15 protein-coding genes are annotated in these 17,627 nt (G+C 60.5%); 1 reads left to right on the top strand and 14 read right to left on the bottom strand.

What is annotated here, in order from left to right:
* Positions 1-269 precede the first annotated feature (269 nt).
* On the bottom strand, positions 270-878 hold the full coding sequence (locus tag L7A20_RS08090; RefSeq protein WP_237223038.1) for an NAD(P)-dependent oxidoreductase: 609 nt from the start codon (positions 876-878) through the stop codon (positions 270-272).
* Positions 879-996: 118 nt separating this feature from the next.
* Here L7A20_RS08090 and L7A20_RS08085 point away from each other — a divergent pair, with 118 nt between their 5' ends.
* Positions 997-1,425: a winged helix-turn-helix transcriptional regulator gene (locus L7A20_RS08085; protein WP_237195334.1), complete on the top strand. Its 429-nt coding sequence runs from the start codon at positions 997-999 to the stop codon at positions 1,423-1,425.
* Between the two features lie 98 nt (positions 1,426-1,523).
* Here L7A20_RS08085 and dnaE read toward each other — a convergent pair whose 3' ends face one another.
* The 13 genes from dnaE to L7A20_RS08020 all read right to left on the bottom strand — a co-directional run bounded on the left by dnaE (position 1,524) and on the right by L7A20_RS08020 (position 17,515).
* Positions 1,524-5,060, bottom strand: coding sequence for a DNA polymerase III subunit alpha (gene dnaE, locus L7A20_RS08080; protein ID WP_237223037.1), 3,537 nt, complete (start codon positions 5,058-5,060; stop codon positions 1,524-1,526).
* A gap of 26 nt (positions 5,061-5,086) precedes the next feature.
* Positions 5,087-6,040, bottom strand: coding sequence for an RluA family pseudouridine synthase (locus L7A20_RS08075; protein WP_237185426.1), 954 nt, complete (start codon positions 6,038-6,040; stop codon positions 5,087-5,089).
* Positions 6,040-6,612 (bottom strand): signal peptidase II, encoded by a 573-nt coding sequence (gene lspA / locus L7A20_RS08070; protein ID WP_237207188.1) that lies wholly within the window; start codon positions 6,610-6,612, stop codon positions 6,040-6,042. The genes L7A20_RS08075 and lspA overlap by 1 nt, the downstream gene beginning before the upstream one ends.
* Positions 6,613-6,772: 160 nt before the next feature.
* Positions 6,773-7,462 (bottom strand): DivIVA domain-containing protein, encoded by a 690-nt coding sequence (locus tag L7A20_RS08065; RefSeq protein WP_237207189.1) that lies wholly within the window; start codon positions 7,460-7,462, stop codon positions 6,773-6,775.
* Positions 7,463-7,767: 305 nt separating this feature from the next.
* A complete protein-coding gene (locus L7A20_RS08060; RefSeq protein ID WP_237195326.1) occupies positions 7,768-8,070 on the bottom strand; it encodes a YggT family protein in 303 nt (100 codons plus the stop codon).
* 8 nt (positions 8,071-8,078) lie between these two features.
* Positions 8,079-8,795: a cell division protein SepF gene (locus tag L7A20_RS08055; RefSeq protein ID WP_336603537.1), complete on the bottom strand. Its 717-nt coding sequence runs from the start codon at positions 8,793-8,795 to the stop codon at positions 8,079-8,081.
* A gap of 155 nt (positions 8,796-8,950) precedes the next feature.
* Entirely contained in the window at positions 8,951-9,763 is an 813-nt protein-coding gene (locus tag L7A20_RS08050; protein ID WP_237223036.1) for a YggS family pyridoxal phosphate-dependent enzyme, read from the bottom strand.
* Positions 9,764-9,792: 29 nt separating this feature from the next.
* A complete protein-coding gene (locus tag L7A20_RS08045) occupies positions 9,793-10,629 on the bottom strand; it encodes a polyphenol oxidase family protein (protein WP_237198407.1) in 837 nt (278 codons plus the stop codon).
* 123 nt (positions 10,630-10,752) lie between these two features.
* The gene (ftsZ, locus tag L7A20_RS08040) at positions 10,753-11,961 is read right to left on the bottom strand and encodes a cell division protein FtsZ (RefSeq protein WP_237185432.1); all 1,209 of its coding nucleotides are present in this window, start codon (positions 11,959-11,961) and stop codon (positions 10,753-10,755) included.
* A 195-nt stretch (positions 11,962-12,156) separates the two neighbouring features.
* Positions 12,157-13,050, bottom strand: a complete 894-nt coding sequence (locus L7A20_RS08035; RefSeq protein WP_237223035.1) for a cell division protein FtsQ/DivIB — start codon at positions 13,048-13,050, stop codon at positions 12,157-12,159.
* Complete coding sequence (murC, locus tag L7A20_RS08030) at positions 13,050-14,540, bottom strand: UDP-N-acetylmuramate--L-alanine ligase (protein ID WP_237223034.1); 1,491 nt, start codon at positions 14,538-14,540, stop codon at positions 13,050-13,052. Before murC ends, L7A20_RS08035 begins: the two co-directional genes overlap by 1 nt.
* Entirely contained in the window at positions 14,537-15,634 is a 1,098-nt protein-coding gene (murG, locus tag L7A20_RS08025; RefSeq protein ID WP_185173158.1) for an undecaprenyldiphospho-muramoylpentapeptide beta-N-acetylglucosaminyltransferase, read from the bottom strand. Before murG ends, murC begins: the two co-directional genes overlap by 4 nt.
* Before the next feature lie 99 nt (positions 15,635-15,733).
* Positions 15,734-17,515, bottom strand: coding sequence for an FtsW/RodA/SpoVE family cell cycle protein (locus L7A20_RS08020; protein ID WP_237223033.1), 1,782 nt, complete (start codon positions 17,513-17,515; stop codon positions 15,734-15,736).
* Between the last annotated feature and the right edge of the window lie 112 nt (positions 17,516-17,627).

Raw genomic sequence — 17,627 nt, 5'->3', positions numbered from 1 at the left:
GATCTTACAGGGCAGCCTTGGTGCCAGCTGCGTTGGCAATCGGTGATCTACCTTAACCAGGTCGCGTTAGACCACCGCCAGCAGTGTGTGCGGGCAATGGGGCCACACCCAGCACCAGTTCTTGCCGCTGTTCGGCAGCTGCGCGGACAGCAACGTCCGAGGCCCGTGCGACATGAGCTCCAGTGTAGTACCACCTGAAAAGTGCACGTGCCGCTGCAAAAAGCAACGGCACGTGCACTTTTCCGAGGGCATTTACCTACAGGGCAGCTTTACTTACCCTGGGCTGCTGCCTCATCAGCTGACGCAACGGTGAAGCGGGTACCGGCGTGGGCGGGGTTTTCGATTTCGTCCAGAGCTGCTACAGCGAAGTCCTGGGTTGAGACGAACATGCCGGCAGGTACATCTAGCTCAGTGCGGTAGTCACCGGTGCGGGCGCCGGGGGCGATCATGGGTGAGGGGGCCAGGACGGTCCACTTGAGGTCGGTAGCTGCCCGGTAGTCGCCCAGAATCTCAGCAAAGGTCTTGGCTTCGGTCAGGTATTCTTCGGGGAAGTCGGGACTCTCCAGCAGCAGACCCTCGCTAGCGTTGAGGGAACCGGCGCCGCCGACGATGAGGAAGCGGCCGGTGGGGGCTGCCGCTATGAGGGCGCGGTGGGCGGCGATAGCTGCGGAGTAGTCGTCGCGGCTAGCAACGGAGATGACGGTTGCCTCGGATGAGTTGATGATCTCTACCAGGGCCTCGGTGGTGGCCAGGTCGAGGGGCAGGGTACCTGCTGAGCCGCTGCGGGTGTAGCTGGTTACCTGGTGGCCGCGATTCTGTGCTTCTGCAACGATTGCTGAGCCGACCATACCTGCTGCGCCGATCACTGAGATGTTCATGGGTTTTCTCCTTGAAGAGTTGGTTTTCTGTATCGAACAGTTCTATAGTATGTTTTAGAAACCAATTACCTCAAGGTAACTATTAGGGGTTTTTAAAAAACTTTCAGAAAGGCCCACCGTGACATCATCGCCCCAGGTCAGCGCGGACGTCCGCCCCGCCTCCCAGCCGGCAGCAGAGCAGCTGCCCGCCAACGTCCTCGACCAGAACTGCCCCTCGCGCACCGTGCTGCGCCACCTCACCGACCGGTGGACTCCCCTGATTGTCACAGTGCTGGCAGACGGTGAGCCGGTACGGTTCAAGGATCTCAAAAGCACCATCCAGGGGGTCTCCCCCAAAGTGCTGACCGAAACCCTGCGCTCGATGGAACGTGACGGACTGCTGACCCGCCACATCACCGCCAGCGTTCCCCCGCGCGTGGACTACCAGCTCACCGACCTGGGGCTGACCACCGTTGAGCCGCTCACCGCCGTCCGCCTCTGGGCAGAAACCCACCTGGAAGAGGTGCAGGCCAACCGCGAGCGCTACGACGCTGCCCAGGCTCTCTAAGAACACCCTTGATAAAAGAATGTGCCGCCCGATTCCGAGCGAAGGAGTCTTACTCCCCCGCTCGATATCAGGCGGCACATCCGGTGCTTCTTAGCTACCTAGAGGTCCAGGCAGGCCGGGCCCAACAGCACCTTGAGGTCACCAAAGAGGGCCGGGTTAGGGTTGACCCGCAGGTCAGCACCTAGCCGGATCAGCAGGCGCTTGGTGCGGGTGGTCATCGCGATGCGCACCTCGGATTCGCCCTTATGATTCCGCAAAATATCGCGCAGCTGGCCCAGGGTCTCCTCGGTCGCCTTGTACTCGGGGATAGCGATAGTGACGGGCCCGCCGGTGCCGTCCGCTGAAATCTCGGGGATATTCAGCTCCTGGGCACTCAGGGTCACAGAGCCGTCATCGCGGCGCTGCAAGCGCCCCTTGATGGTACAAATCAGGTCTTCTGCCAGCACACCGGCAATCGGCTCGTAGGCCCGGCCAAAGAACATGACCTCGATGGAGCCGGTGCGGTCTTCCATCTCAATACGGGCATAGGGGTTACCGGAGTTCTTCGCGATACGGCGAGAAACGCTGGTAATCATGCCCGCAATAGTCACAATCGCCCCATCGGGCTTCACCGAATCTTCAGACACAAGACCCTGAATCGTAGAATCCGACAGAGAGTCCAGGGCATCTTCAAGACCGCGCAGGGGGTGGTCAGAGACGTAGAGGCCCAGCATCTCGCGCTCAAAGTTGAGCTTATCGCGCTTCTCCCACTCGGGGACGTCCGGAATCTGTACCGCCAGTTCGTTCGCCGGGTTATCGTCGTCCATCCCCAGACCGCCAAAGAGGTCGAACTGGCCGGCAGCCTCCTGACGCTTGACCGAGACGGTCGCGTCGATGGCCTCTTCGTGAATCATGGAGAGCGGACGCCGGTCGTGGCCCAGCGAGTCAAAGGCACCGGCCTTGATGAGGGAGTCCACGGTGCGCTTGTTACAGACAACAATCGGAACCTTGGCCAGGAAGTCGTTGAAGTTCTCGTAGCGGCCCTTTTCTTCGCGGGCATCGACCATAGCAGAGACCACGTTGGCACCCACGTTACGGATAGCACCCATGCCGAAGCGGATATCGTCGCCCACAGGGGTGAAGTTCAGGGCAGACTCGTTCACATCGGGCGGCAGCACCGTAATCTTCATGTGGCGGCACTCGTTCAGGTAGAGGGCGAGCTTGTCCTTGTCATCACCAACTGAGGTCAGCAGCGCAGCCATGTACTCCTGGGGGTAGTGGGCCTTCAGGTAGGCCGTCCAGTAGGAAACCAGACCGTAGGCCGCCGTATGAGCCTTGTTAAAGGCGTAGTCAGAGAAGGGCAGCAGAATATCCCAGAGGGCCTTTACCGCCCCTTCGGAGTAGCCGTTATCGAGCATGCCCTGGTGGAAGGTGGCATACTGCTTATCCAGCTCCTCCTTCTTCTTCTTACCCATAGCGCGACGCAAAATATCTGCCTCACCCAGGGAGTAATTAGCGACCTTCTGGGCAATCGCCATAACCTGCTCCTGATACACGATCAGGCCGTAGGTGGTATCGAGGATCTCCGCCAGGGGCTCTTCGAGCTCCGGGTGGATGGGGGTGACCTCCTGCAGACCGTTCTTACGCAGGGCGTAGTTGGTGTGGGAGTTCGCGCCCATGGGGCCGGGGCGGTAGAGCGCCAAGACCGCCGAAATGTGCTCAAAGTGGTCAGGCTGCATGAGCTTGAGTAGCTGGCGCATGGGCCCACCATCGAGCTGGAAAACACCCAGGGTATCGCCCCGGGCCAGCAGCTTATAGGACTCAGCATCATCCAGCTCTAGGGTTTCCAGATCTAGGTCTTCGCCACGGTTGAGCTTAATGTTCTCAATCGCGTCCGAGATGATGGTCAGGTTACGCAGGCCCAAGAAGTCCATCTTGATCAGCCCCAGCCCTTCACAGGTGGGGTAATCGAACTGGGTGATAACCTGGCCGTCCTGCTCACGGCGCATGATGGGGATAACGTCAATCAGGTCGTGGCTCGACATGATGACGCCCGCCGCGTGCACGCCCCACTGGCGCTTCAGACCCTCGATACCCTTCGCGGTCTCAAAGACCTTCGAAGCATCGGCATCAGACTCGATGAGGTCGCGCAGCTCCTGGGCGTCGTTATAGCGCTTGTCCTCGGGGTTGTAGACGTTCGCTAGGGCAATATTCTTGCCCATGACGTCCTCGGGCATTGCCTTGGTCAGACGCTCGCCGGTGGAGAAGGGGTAGCCCAGCACACGGGAGGAGTCCTTGAGGGCCTGCTTAGCTTTGATGGTGCCGTAGGTGACGATCATTGCCACCTTGTCTTCGCCGTACTTCTCGGTCACATAGTGAATCACTTCAGAACGGCGGCGATCATCGAAGTCCACGTCGAAGTCGGGCATGGAGACGCGGTCGGGGTTGAGGAAGCGTTCGAAGATCAGGTCGTGTTCCAGCGGGTTCAGGTCGGTAATACGCATGGCGTAGGCGACCATGGAACCTGCACCCGAGCCACGGCCCGGGCCCACACGGATGCCGTTCTCCTTGGCCCAGTTGATAAAGTCAGCAACCACCAAGAAGTAGCCGGGGAAGCCCATCTGCGAAATGATGCCCACCTCGTACTCAGCCTGTTTGCGCACTTCATCGGGCACACCCTTGGGGAAGCGGTAGTGCAGGCCGCGCTCAACCTCTTTGACGAACCAGGATTCCTCGTTTTCGCCCTCAGGCACGGGGAAGTTGGGCATGTAGTTGGCCTTGGTATTGAACTCCACGGAGCAGCGCTCGGCGATTTCCATGGTGTTGTTGCAGGCCTCGGGGTAGTCGCGGAAGAGCTCGCGCATCTCAGCCGGCGACTTGAGGTAGAAGTTATCGGCGTCGAACTTGAAGCGCTTGGGGTCCTGCAGGGTGGAGCCTGACTGCACGCACAGCAGCGCGGCGTGGGCCTTGGCGTCCTCTGCGTGGGTGTAGTGCAGGTCGTTGGTGGCAACTAGGGGAAGCTTCAGTTCTTTGGCCAGCTTGAGCAGGTCGGCCATGACGTTCTTCTCGATATCAAGCCCGTGATCCATGAGCTCGCAGTAGAAGTTTTCCTTGCCGAAGATATCGCGGAAGTCGCTGGCTGCCTGCATGGCCTCCTTGTACTGCCCCAGGCGCAGACGGGTCTGCACCTCACCCGAGGGGCAGCCGGTGGTGGCGATCAGACCCTTACCGTAGGTCTGGAGTAGCTCACGGTCCATACGCGGCTTATAGAAGTGGCCTTCAAGCGAGGCTAGAGAGGACGCCCGGAACAGGTTATGCATACCCTGCGTGTTCTCTGCCCACATAGTCATGTGGGTGTAAGCGCCACCGCCGGAAACGTCATCGCGCCCGCCCTCACCAAATTTCACGCGGGTGCGGTCCTGACGGGCGGTACCCGGAGTCAGGTAGGCCTCCACACCGATAATGGGTTTGACCCCGGCGTTATTGGCCTTGTTCCAAAAGTCGAAGGCGCCAAAGAGGAAGCCGTGGTCGGTGGTTGCCAGGGCGTTCATGCCCAGCTGCTTCGAGTGCTCAAAGAGGTCGGTTAGACGGGCAGCGCCATCGAGCATGGAGTACTCGGTGTGCACGTGCAGGTGGGTGAAGTCGGTGTTAGCCATGCGGGTTGCGTCCTTAGCGTCGGGCTCTAGAAGTTGCCCTCACGCAGGGTATCGAGAGCGTACTGAAGGTCAGGGGTGTAGGGGCTTTCGAACTCCACCTGCTCACCGCTGGTGGGGTGGGTGAAGCCCAGCCGGTGGGCATGCAGCCACTGGCGGGTAAGGCCCAGATGCGCGCTCATGGTGGGGTCTGCCCCGTAGGTCAGATCGCCCGCGCAGGGGTGGCGCAGGGCAGAGAAATGCACACGAATCTGGTGGGTACGGCCGGTTTCAAGGTGCACCTCAACCAAGGACGCCGGCCCAAAGGCTTCGAGCACCTCATAGTGGGTGATAGCCGGCTTGCCGTCCTCGTTGACCGCAAACTTCCATTCGCTGCCGGGGTGGCGGCCAATAGGGGCATCGATAGTACCCTTGAGCGGGTCGGGTAGCCCCTGCACTAGGGTGTGGTAGACCTTGGTGACGGTACGGTCCTTGAAGGCCTTCTTCATGACCGAGTAGGCTCGCTCGTTCTTGGTCACAACCATCAGCCCCGAGGTTCCGACGTCCAGGCGGTGCACAATCCCCTGACGCTCAGCAGCACCGCTGGTGGCAATATCAATCCCGGCGTGCTTCAGGGCCCCAACAACCGTAGGGCCGTGCCAGCCCATCGACGGGTGGGCGGCAACACCGGTGGGCTTATCGACCACCACGATGTCGTCATCCTGGTAGACAATCGAAAAACCGTCAACCTGCTCAGCCTCAATCTGCGTTAGATCACGCGGCGGAGTGCCCGCAGCCTGCACGGTCATTCCCTCAAGCAGTTTGGACGAGGCCTTAGCCTTCACTCCCCTGCCCTTGGCATCGAGAAGCTGAACCTCGCCGTCCTTAACCCAGCTACTCACCGTTGTGCGCGACTGGCCACTCAGCTCAGCGAGCAGGGCATCAAGCCGGGTACCGGCCTGGTCGGCTCCTACCACAAATGTCAGTTCAATCTTCTGAGACACTAGACCCCCACCTCGTTCTTCTTTGCCTTATCGGCTCGTACTTCACGCTGGCCGTCCATGCGGTAGCCCAGAAAAGTCAGCACAACAATCGCCGCCATTGATACACAGATTGCTGCATCGGCAATATTAAAAATCGCAAAATTAGGTACAGAAATATAATCGACCACGTGCCCGATGCCGAATCCAGGCTCACGGAAGAGGCGGTCGTGCAGGTTGCCCACAATGCCCCCTGCCAGGGTCGCCAGCAGAATAACCCAGGGCAGGGTCTTAGCCCGCACCACCAGGGTCAGCGTCACCAGGGCACCCACCGTTGAAATCAGGGTGAACAGCCAGGTAGACCCCTCGCCCATAGAGAAAGCGGCACCCGGGTTCAGGTAGTAACGCCACCAGAGCAAGCCGTCGATCACGGTGATGGTCTGCCCCACGGTCATGGTTATCTCTACCAGATGCTTGACCCACTGGTCAGCCCCGTATACCAGGGCAAACAGTGCCAGGGCCAACAGGGCCTTAGCCACCCCAGAAATCGTACGAACCGGCACCAAAACAGTGCCCTCCTGCTGGGTTTTAGCCACCGTACTCCCTGCCTTCAAACGTCAAAAACTGCACACACCAGCTTATCGCGTTCGGAACCTAGCCGGTACCACAGGTCGATATCTTAAACATCTCAGGCGGCCCCTCTTACCGAGGAGCCGCCTGAGCATATGGAGGCTACCGCCTAAACACTAGGAAAGCCTAGGAGTTGTTGCTGAAAACCCCGTTACGCTGGCCAAACGCGCCGAAGCCCTGGGACTGTGCTGCCGCTGCTGCGGGAGCACCCTCAGCCTTGGGTTCAAGAGCGGGGGTCTCTTCGAGGGTGGTCAGCTGCTTGTTCAGGTAATCGCGCAGGGAAGTGCGGTACTGGTTCTCGAAGGAACGCAGCTTGGCAACAGAAACCTCGAGGTCGCTCTTGGTCTTTTCCAGATCGCCAAGCACCTGGTTCGACTTCTGCTCAGCTTCAGAAACAAGCTTGGCGGCTTCGTCACGACCTTCGGTAATCAGGCGTTCACGCTCGCGCTTGCCCTCGAAGACGTAGTCATCGTGAACCTTCTGGGCCATAGCCAGCAGGCCGGTGGCGCTAGAGGGTGACAGAGTGGGCTCAGCGGCGGCAGGTGCTGCTGCCGGAGCAGGAGTTGCCGCAGCGGGCTGAGAATCAACCACAATTTCAGCCTCGGCCAGGGCACCGCCCTGCTGGGCAGGAGCCAGTGAAATCTTCGCCTCTGCCTCTTCAAGCTGGCGCTTGAGGCTAGCATTCTCGGCGTTCAGACGACGCAGTTCAATGACAATCTCGTCAAGGAAATCGTCAACCTCTTCAGGGTTGTAGCCTTCCTTGAACTTAGTCGGCTGGAAGCGCTTATTGATTACTTCCTCAGGCGTGAGTGCCACGATTATTCACCTCTATTTTCTAAAAATCTTTATGCTTTGGCCCGTAGTGTTCCCGGTGCGCAGTATGTGCTGGAGTCAGGCGCATGAAGCTCGAACTTTCAGCGCGCTAAAAGTTCGGGTAGTCCCCTATTTACTACAACACAAAATTACCTGGCAAAGGGGCACCGCGCAACACTATGACCCCAGTTAAGTGTGAGCCACTGGTCACGTCACCACTTGAGGGGACAACCCCCAGCCTGCTGACTGACAGGATTCATCAGCCACCTTGCACACCCTACGTGCAGCAGGTGTTTACCTACCAGGTTCTAAACGGAGAGGTTGTAGGCCAGGTTAGTTAGCAGGGAATAAGCGAACCAGAGAGCCATCAACAGAATCATGAAGCCCACATCCAAGGAAATACCACCCAGGTTAATGGGCTTAATCAGGCGGCGGGCAGCATTCATGGGCGGGTCGGTGACCGCGTAGACAAATGAAGCAACCACCAGTACGACCCCTCGGGGCCGCCAGTAGCGGGCAAACATCTGCACCCAGTCGAGTACCAGGCGGATCATAAAAACGACAATCAGCAGGTAGGCGACGATAGCCAAGAGAGCAAAAAGATAACCCACTGTGCTGTTTAGGCCTGGTTGAAGGGGGTGACGTCGTCGCTGTCCAGAGCTACCGGAACCTCGGTGCCCTCAGCACCGAGAACCTCAAGGTTAGCGGGGGTCAGCAGGAATACCTTGTCGGTCACGCGCTCGATGTGACCGTTCAGGGCAAAAGCCAGGCCGGCAGAAAAGTCGATGAGACGCTTGGCGTCGGTATCGCCCATGTCGGTGACGTTCATAATCACGGGGATATTCTCGCGGAAGGACTCACCGATAATCTTGGCGTCGTTGTAGGAGCGGGGGTGGATGGTGGTGATACGGCGCAATTCTTCGCTGCTTTCTTCGGTGAAGGAGGGGGTCAGGGCGGTTGAGGTGTAGTTGGTTGCCTGCTGGTGGGTACCGGGGAAGTCCCAGTCGGTGCCGGGGCTTTCGACCTGTTCAAGAAGCTGATCGTCGGCCTCGGCTACAGAAACGCTACCGGCAGTTGCTTCGGGAGCCGGACGGCTGCGGATGGCCTCGGGTGAAATACCCAGAAGGACGTCACGGTCGGCAGTGGACGAGATATGGGCACGCCCTTCAGCGGGAGCTAGCTCATCGGGGTAGGCATCGTACTGGTCATCAGCCTCAAAAACGGTCTCTTCATAGATCGTTTCAGGGTGGCGCTGGGGCCGCTCTGTGCGCTGCGCTTCGTCTTCTACCTGGCCCAGGCCCAGGTAGGCCATTGCCTGGTGTAGTGTGCGAGCCATTCTTACCCTCCCTTTGAGTAGCCTTTCCGCCGGTTGACGGGGCTTAAAACCTCTGTTGCTATCAACCTTTTACGGTACCAAAAAGTCGCCTGTCTTTCTCGCAGACAAGCCCAAGGAAAACCTCAGTATTCCCGGTGAATTATGGGCCTCTGCCCTTAGTGGGCCGGACGGGCTCCCATGATTGAGGAGCCAACCCGCACAGAAGTAGCTCCCCAGCGAATTGCCTCAACCAGGTCGTGGCTCATACCCGCCGAGATAGTGGTTGCCTCAGGGTAGTGTTCCATCAGCTGCTGGGAGTAGCCGTGCAGCCTCTCAAAGGCGGCTGCAGCGTCCTGGCCCAGCGGGGCAACCGCCATGAGCCCACCCAGGGTAAGGCCCGGCAGGGAGCTAATATGGTCGGCAAGGGCCAAAATCTCGGTGGGGTCTGCTCCCCCGCGCGCACCCAGGGCAGCCTGCCCGGCGGTGGCTTCAACGGTGGTATCGAGCCCTACCTGGATAAGGCAGCGCAGACCACCGTGTGCCAGTGCTGCCGGAGCCTCAACCTCACCGTTCTCATAGCGGGCCAGACGGTTACTGTAGGCCTTAGAGAGGGCATCGGCCAGTTGAGGGCGGTCAACCGACTGCACCTCGTGCGCATACTGCACCACAGACTTAGCCTTGTTGGTCTGCAGCTGGCCAATAAAGGACCAGCGCAGCGGGTCATCGCTGCCCGTGTAGGCGGCCAGCTCACGGGCCTTGCCAGCGGCCTCTTGGTCGCGGTTCTCACCCACAGCGCGCACACCGGCGTCGTACAGGGCAGCTACGTCTGAGGCCGGGAAAAACTTAGTGACCACAATCAGCTCAGGAAGAGGGGACGAGGCAGTTCGGGTACCGCTCATATCAGCGGCAGCATCGCGAATGCGAGCCTGTACTGCAGACAGGCGCTCGCTCAGTTCTGCACGACGTTCGGGGCTGTAGGTCAGAGTCATATTTCCATTCCTTAGAGCGGGCATCTGGGTTACAGGTGGGAGGGGCTGGGCACCTCAGCGGCCAGAGGGCCAGCTTCTACCCAGACCAGACCAGCGATACGCCCGGCAGGCTCCTGCTTCTGGGTATGGCCGCGGTGCGAGAAGAGGTGCTCATGTTCAAAGGTACAGGCCGCAAGGTCGCTATGCACGCGGGTTACCTGCGGCAGGGAGGCGAGGACGGTGCGGGCCCCGGCAGGTAGGTCAAGGCCGGGAGTGCCCCAGGAGGTGCTGGAATACACCTGCGGAATCAGCGCAGCAGATTCCTGCCGCATCGCCTCGGGAACCTCGTAGCAGCGTCCGCAGATCGAGGGGCCAATCCATGCCTGAATGTTCTCGGCACCGTTCTGCGCCATAGCTTCAACCTGGTGTTGAATTACACCGTCGAGCAGGCCCCGCCGTCCAGCATGGGCCACGCCCAAGACTGGCTGGCCCGTTTGGGCGTGCTCCCCCACAAAGACCAGGGGGATACAGTCAGCCACCATAATGGCCAGGGGCCGCCCCTCACAAGAGACGGCAGCATCGGCGACCGGTGCAGTATCACGAATCTCTTGAGGGCTAAGACCCTTCTCAGTCTCGACGCTAAGCCGGTCTGAGGCGTCCGCATCAAAGACCACGGTGCCGTGCACCTGGTTGAGGTAGGTAAAGCCGCAGGACGCCCCTTCCCCCAGCAGCGCGTCTTCAAGGGTCTGCCGGTGGGCCAGGGTCTGGTCAAGGTCATCGCCCACGTGCAGACCCAGGTTACCAGCTGCATCCGATGTGAAGGCTACATTGACCCGGGCACCATTCGCCAGGGTTACTAGCCGGTGCGAGAAAAGAGCGTCGACCATGGGCCTCGCCTACCTTTCGAAAAAGAGCGGGAAATACTGAAGGGGGTGAAAGCTAAGTCTAGCTTTCACCCCCTCTCGGCCTTTAGACGGCTTGTTTCCGTCTAGGGTGTGGGTCTGAAGTCTTTACTTCAGGAAGTCGGGCACATCGAGGGTGTCACGACGTGCTGACTGGGAGTCCTCAACAACGGGGGGCAGGTCAACATCGAAGCCAGCGTTGGTGGGAACGTCGTTGCCGCCCTTGTTCCAGCTGTTACCTGCTGCGGGTGCTGAACCGAAGCCAGCGCCTGCGGCGGGAGCTGCTGAAGCGCCACCGAAGTTCTGCTGGGTACGAGCAGCCTGGTTAGCGGCGGGGTTGGTGTTGTTGGAGTTGGTTTCGGGGTTGACCGAGTCAAAGCCTGCGGCAATAACGGTCACGCGAGCCTCGTCACCCAGAGCGTCGTCGATGACGGCACCGAAGATGATGTTGGCGTCGGGGTGGGCAACTTCCTGCACCAGGCGGGCAGCTTCGTTGATTTCGAAGAGGCCCAGGTCTGAACCACCCTGGATGGAGAGCAGGACGCCGTGAGCACCGTCGATGGATGCTTCCAGCAGGGGTGAGGCGATAGCCAGTTCGGCTGCCTTGACGGCGCGGTCTTCACCGGAGGCTGAGCCGATACCCATGAGAGCTGAACCTGCACCCTGCATGACGGACTTGACGTCTGCGAAGTCGAGGTTGATCAGGCCGGGGGTGGTGATCAGGTCGGTGATGCCCTGGACACCGGAGAGCAGAACCTGGTCTGCTGACTTGAAGGCGTCGAGCATGGAGACGTTGCGGTCTGAGATGGAGAGCAGTCGATCGTTGGGAATAACGATCAGGGTGTCGACCTCGTCGCGCAGGGCGGCGATGCCGGTCTCTGCCTGGTTGGAGCGGCGACGGCCTTCGAAGGTGAAGGGACGGGTCACAACACCGATGGTCAGTGCGCCCAGGGAGCGGGCGATGCGGGCAACAACGGGAGCGCCACCGGTACCGGTGCCGCCGCCTTCGCCTGCGGTCACGAAGACCATGTCGGCACCCTTAAGTACCTCTTCGATTTCCTGTTCGTGGTCTTCTGCTGCCTGGCGTCCAACGTCGGGGTTAGCGCCTGCACCCAGGCCGCGGGTCAGTTCGCGACCCACGTCGAGCTTGACGTCTGCATCAGACATGAGCAGAGCCTGGGCGTCGGTGTTGATCGCGATGAATTCAACGCCACGCAGACCAACCTCAATCATGCGGTTGACAGCGTTGACGCCACCGCCGCCGATACCGACGACCTTAATGACTGCCAGGTAGTTCTGGGGAGTTGCTGTATCCATGGATTCCCTACTAATTTGTGCCTTGTTTCAAACCAACTCAACCTTAGAGTGAAAGTTGAGATTGGAGTAAACCTATTGTTTCAATCAATGAAAGAGTATCAACTTCACCTTGCAATGTCGCCCTCGTTTCACCCATGACCTTATTTTTCTCAGAAAATATCAAGGACAAGAGGGAACTTCAGGTATAAGTTGAAACTATTTTACAGTGGGGACGAGGGGGCTTGAGACATCGTAGGTTTCTACGGCCTGCTGGCTACCCACCGAGTCCATAAGCTGAACTAGAACTTTAGCTTTAAGGTCGCTGTCTTCCGGGGTGCCCCAGACGACCTGCGTACCGTCAATCATCTCTAAAGTAATGGTTGATGCCGAATCAGCCTTAGCCTCGGATACCTGCGACAAAATCGAGGTCGGCAGAGCCGCCAGCACACCGGTTACGGTACTAAAAGCAGCCGACCCCAGAATATCCAGACCTCCGGCAACCAGCGGAACACCGGCGTCCTCAACCGACGCTGCGGTGCCCAGTTGCATGCCCTCATTGTCGACCAGCACGAAGCTGCCCTCGTTCTCCACCACGGCCACGGGCACCCGCTCATGCAACTGCACTACCAGCTCGTGGGGCGGATTCGCCTGCAGGGTCACCCCGTAGAGCACGTTCTCGTTACCAATCAGAGAAGCAACCTCAGACTCGCTAATGCGGGTCATGGGCACCCCCTGGAGCTGGCTCAGCTGCTGCTGCACAGTAGCCTCATCCAGCAAAGAAGCGCCTTCTACCGTAATCGTCCGGGTAGCCAGCAGGGGCGAGAAGAAAACAACCCCCACAAAAATCAGGGTAGCGAGCACCAGGGCACCTGCCCCGTAGGCCCACTTCTTCCAGCTACCGGCTGCCCGACGTTTGGGGCGCAACTGCACGGGAGCAGAAGGTAGACTCTGAGGCTCGTTCTGCCCGCTCTGCCGCTCCTCTTCCTGGGCCTGGCGCCACTGGGCAAAACGGCTGTTTTCAGAGATATCCACCAGGTTATCGCCAGCCTCTGGTAGCTGGCTCACCTTAGCGGAGTTCAGGCGAATACGGGGCTTCTTTTCATCGGCCACTAGAGCGCAGCACCTTCACGGGCAGAAAGCTTCTCTACCAGCACCCGGCCCAGGGCGGTCACGTCACCGGCACCAACCGTCATGATGATATCGCCGGGCAGGGCGGCGGCTACGACAGCGTCAATCGCCTGGTCGGTGCTCTCAGCGTAGTGCACCTCGGAGAAACCGGCCTCGGTGATGAGATGGCTGGTTACGCCCTCCATGGGCTTCTCGCGGGCGGGGTAGATATCGAGCACGTAACTACGGTCAGCCTGAGACAGCGATTCAGCGAACTCGGTAGCGAACTCCTTGGTGCGGGAGAAGAGGTGGGGCTGGAAAATCACGTAGAGGTTATGCCCGGCAGCGACTGTACGGCCGGTTTCCAGGGCGCGGTGTACTTCGGTGGGGTGATGGGCATAGTCATCAAAGACCTTGACCCCGGCAGCTTCACCGCGCAGGGTAAAGCGGCGGTCAGTACCCGAGAAGTGGGCCAGCGCCTTCACAGCCTCTTCGGGGCTGGCACCTGCCAGCAGGGCACAGACAAAGGACGCCGTAGCGTTGAGCTGGTTATGAATGCCGGGTACCGGCAGGGTCAGGGTAATCTGCCCCGCGAACTGCTGGCCGCCTACGGTGAAGTCCCAGACCAGATTCGAAGAACAGTCGGTTCCTTCAGAAGTGATACCGGTCAGGCGAACCATGGCGCCCTCCCCCTCGCCGTAGGTGACAACCTGCACACCGGCGTCCGCGGCCTGAGCAGCAAGGGTGGCTGCACCGGCGTCGTCAGCACAGGTCACAAAAACACCGTCGGGAGCCATGGAGGCAATAAAACGGTTGAAGGCCTCAAAGACCCGCTCGCTCGTGCCGTAGAAATCAAGGTGGTCGGGCTCGGCGTTGGTGATCACCGCAATCTCGGGGCGGTAGCGCACAAAGGAGCCATCGGATTCATCGGCTTCAGCCACGAACCAGGACTCAGGGCCTGAAGCCCCCAGATGGGCGTTGGTGTTGTAACCGGCAATAGTGGAGCCGACAGCAAAGGAGGGGTCTAAGCCCAGGCCATCGAGCATCACCGAAATCATCGATGAAGTGGTGGTTTTACCGTGGGTACCGGCAACAGCGATGACCTTAGAATCCCGCATAGTCGCAGCCAGGGCTTCAGAGCGGTGCAGCACGCGCAGGCCGCGGGCCCGGGCAGCAGCGAGTTCGGGGTTATCTTCGCGAATCGCGGTTGAAATCACCACGGTATCGACACCCTCGATATTCTCGGCAGCCTGGGGCACCGATACCCGGGCACCCAGCTCTCGCAGGCTATCAACAGCGGCGCTCTCAGCCTGGTCAGACCCGCTCACGGTCATGCCAGCGCGCAGCATCAGCCGGGCGATAGCCGACATGCCGGCCCCACCAATACCCACAAAATGCACCCGGCCCAGGTCGGCCAGGGCCGGACGCTCGGGGAAGGGAGGGTTGAGAGGAGCGGGAAGGTCGATTGAAAGATCCATTAGTGAGGTGCTCATACGCGGGCCGCCTTCAGTACTTCGTCTGCCATAACCTGCGCAGCATCACGGATGCCGTGCCGGTAGGACTTTTCTGCCATGTCGGTAAGTTTATCGGTGTCTGCTAGCAGGGCCGGTACATTCTGACGGAACCAGCTAGCGGTGAAATCTGAGTCGTCTACCAGTAAGGCTGCCCCGGCAGCCACCAGGGAACGGGCGTTGAGAGCCTGCTCGCCGTTACCGATGGGTAGGGGAACAAAGATAGCCGGTAGGCCCACGGCAGCGACCTCGCTGACGGTTGCCGCACCAGAGCGCACAATCATGAGGTCGGCAGCGGCGTAGACATCTTCCATGGAGGTAATGAACTCAACCTGCTGGTAGCCGGGGGCTGTGCGGAGCTGGCCGGACTCGTCCTTAACCGCCTTGTCACGGCCAGTGATGTGCAGCAGCTGGTAGCCAGCCGGAGCAATCTCATCAATAATCTCGGCGACTGCCCGGTTAAGGCTCAAGGCTCCCAGGGACCCGCCGGTGACCACCAGGGTGGGCAGAGCCGGGTCAAGGCCCAGACGCTCCCGGGCAGCGCCCTGTTCAGAGGCGCGGTCGAGGTCGGCGATGTTCTGGCGCATAGGCATACCCACGGTGCGGGCGCCAGCAATTGGGGTATCTGGGAAGGCGGTAGCTACCAGGGCTGCATTCTTCGCACCCACCTTGTTGGCGAGGCCGGGCTTGGCGTTGGCCTCGTGAATTACTACGGGCACGCCCAGCTTACGGGCTGCCAGGTACATGGGGGTGCACACGTAACCGCCCACGCCCACCAGGACGTCCGCCCCGGTGTCGGTCAGAATCTTCTCGGCCTGCTTGAGCGAGGCCCGGAACCGGCCGGGGAACTTGATGGCGTCCAGGTTGGGGCGGCGGGGGAAGGGCACTTTAGGGATAAAGCTGATGTCGTAGCCCGCTGCCGGTACGAGCCGGGCCTCCATGCTATTTTCGGTGCCGACGGTCATGATGGTGACGTCAGGCTCGCGCTCCTGGAGGGCTCGGGCGATAGCCAGCATGGGGTTGATATGCCCGGCTGTGCCGCCGCCTGCCAGCACGACAGTGGGTGCGTGGGTCATCAGGTTTCACTCCCTTAGTGTTCTGTTTCGACCCTTAGTTTACGCGGATTGGGCCACAGGCACACCTTGAGGCCCCTGGTCGTGAGCCACCTTACCCCCTTAGTGCTCCTCGGGGAGCTTGCGGGCTTTGCGGATAGTGCGCAGGCCAGCGGGCAGTTTTTGTTCCTTGGGGGCGGGGGCTTGCGGCTCGGTGGTCTGCGGCTTGGCTGCGGTGCTGGGCGCAGCCGGGCGGGCAGGGTGCTGGGGCTGAGCCGCAGTGGTGCGGGTGTGAGCCTGCTGCACGCTGGCAGAGGGGCGGGCCCCGCTGGCCGAGCTAGAGCGTCGGGCCATAGCGGCCTCGGCACTGGCTTCAGCTGACAGGGGGCTTGACCGGCGGACGGTCTGGGCGGACGGACGCGCCGTAGCTGCCGAGGGCCTCACGGTGCGCGCACTCCCCTGGGCGCGTTGAGGGGCGGACGCCACCGGGCGGGCCGGGGTGCGCCCGTCGACGAGGGCGCCCAGGCGGGTGGTGAGCTTATCGAGAGTCCAGCCTGTGCCGTCGGGGTCTGCGGCGATGATGGCCTGCTCCCGCTCAGCGATACGGGCCAGGGCAACGCGACGGGCGGCGTCCTTTTGCATCTTACTATTGGCGATGCCGGTACGCTCCCCCACAATCGGGTTAAGGGGGGTCTGGCGGGCAAATGCGATCAGAATTCCGATACCGGTCAGCGACGAGACCAGGGCGGAACCACCGGCAGAAATAAAGGGCAGGGGCACACCGATGACGGGCATAAGCCCTACCACCATAGCGATGTTGAGCAGGGCCTGGCCGGCGATCCAGGTGATGATGCCAATGGTGGCGTAGCGAATAAAGAGGTCAGAGGAGCGCAGCAGGATACGCATAGCGCAGTAGATTAGGGCTGCGTAGAGCAGCAGCACAGCGATAGCACCAATCAGACCCAGTTCTTCACCGACCACCGCGAAAATGTAGTCGTTGTGGGCTTCAGGCAGGTAGTTGTACTTCTGGCGGGACTGGCCCAGGCCCACGCCCCAGAAGCCGCCGGTAGCGAGTGCTGCCAGGCCAGAGTTGGCCTGGTCGCAGGTGGCCTCAACGCAGTCGCGCCAGAAGGCAAAGGTGTTGAAGAGACGCTCGATGCGGTTGGGGCTGATGGCTACCATCATGATGGCGGCCAAGGTGCCCAGGCCCGCACTAATCGTCACTAGCCCGCGGGAGGGGCGGGCTGCCAGGAAGATTGCGCTGAAGAAGAGGGCGTAGATGAGCACCGTGCCCACGTCGTGGCCTGCCAGGATCAGGGTGACAATCAGGCCAAAGCCTAAGAAGGCAGGAACGAGCCCCTTGTAGGCAGTCTGGGCCAGGGTCCCGCGGTCGATGCGCCCCTGACGGGAGTAGACCGAGGCCAGCCAGAGAATCATGATGGGCTTGGCGAACTCTGAAGGCTGGATCGAGAAACCTGCGATGTTGATCCAGTTACGGTTACCGTTGACGGTGGTACCCACAAAAATTACGGCGATGAGCAGCAGGGCTGCGATTCCCAGCAGAGAGTGCACTGCCCAGGGCCGTCGGTACCAGGTGACCGGCACCAGATAACCCACGAGCACCATTGAAACGAGACCCAGTACCGCGAACATACCCTGGGAGCGGGCCTGGCTGAAGGCACCTGCGCCCGATGAAATCTGCTCCACGCTTGAGGCAGAGAGCACCATCATCACACCAAAGAGGGTGAGCACGGTGGCGGTCACTACCAGCACAATCGGTACGTCGGTCAACACCATAGACCCCAAACGTACCTGGGCGTTCTCCCAGGTAGTCCGGGATTTCTCCCACAGACGCCGAATCAAGCCAGGACGCTGCGGTGACCGGGGTTCTGCTGCCAGGCTCATAGTCTTTTCGCTTCTCTTCTCTCGGGTGAGGACGCCCCACCGTAGGTGCGGTTAAAGGTGAGGGAGGGTGGGAACCAGTGGTTACTGATTGCCCGCCCTCCGCACCGATAGG

Source organism: Rothia nasimurium, from assembly GCF_928381415.1.
GTDB classification, from domain to species: Bacteria; Actinomycetota; Actinomycetes; order Actinomycetales; family Micrococcaceae; genus Rothia; species Rothia nasimurium_H.
The sequence above is the reverse complement of the archived record's forward strand: the minus strand, read 5'-3'. Positions and strand labels throughout refer to the sequence as shown.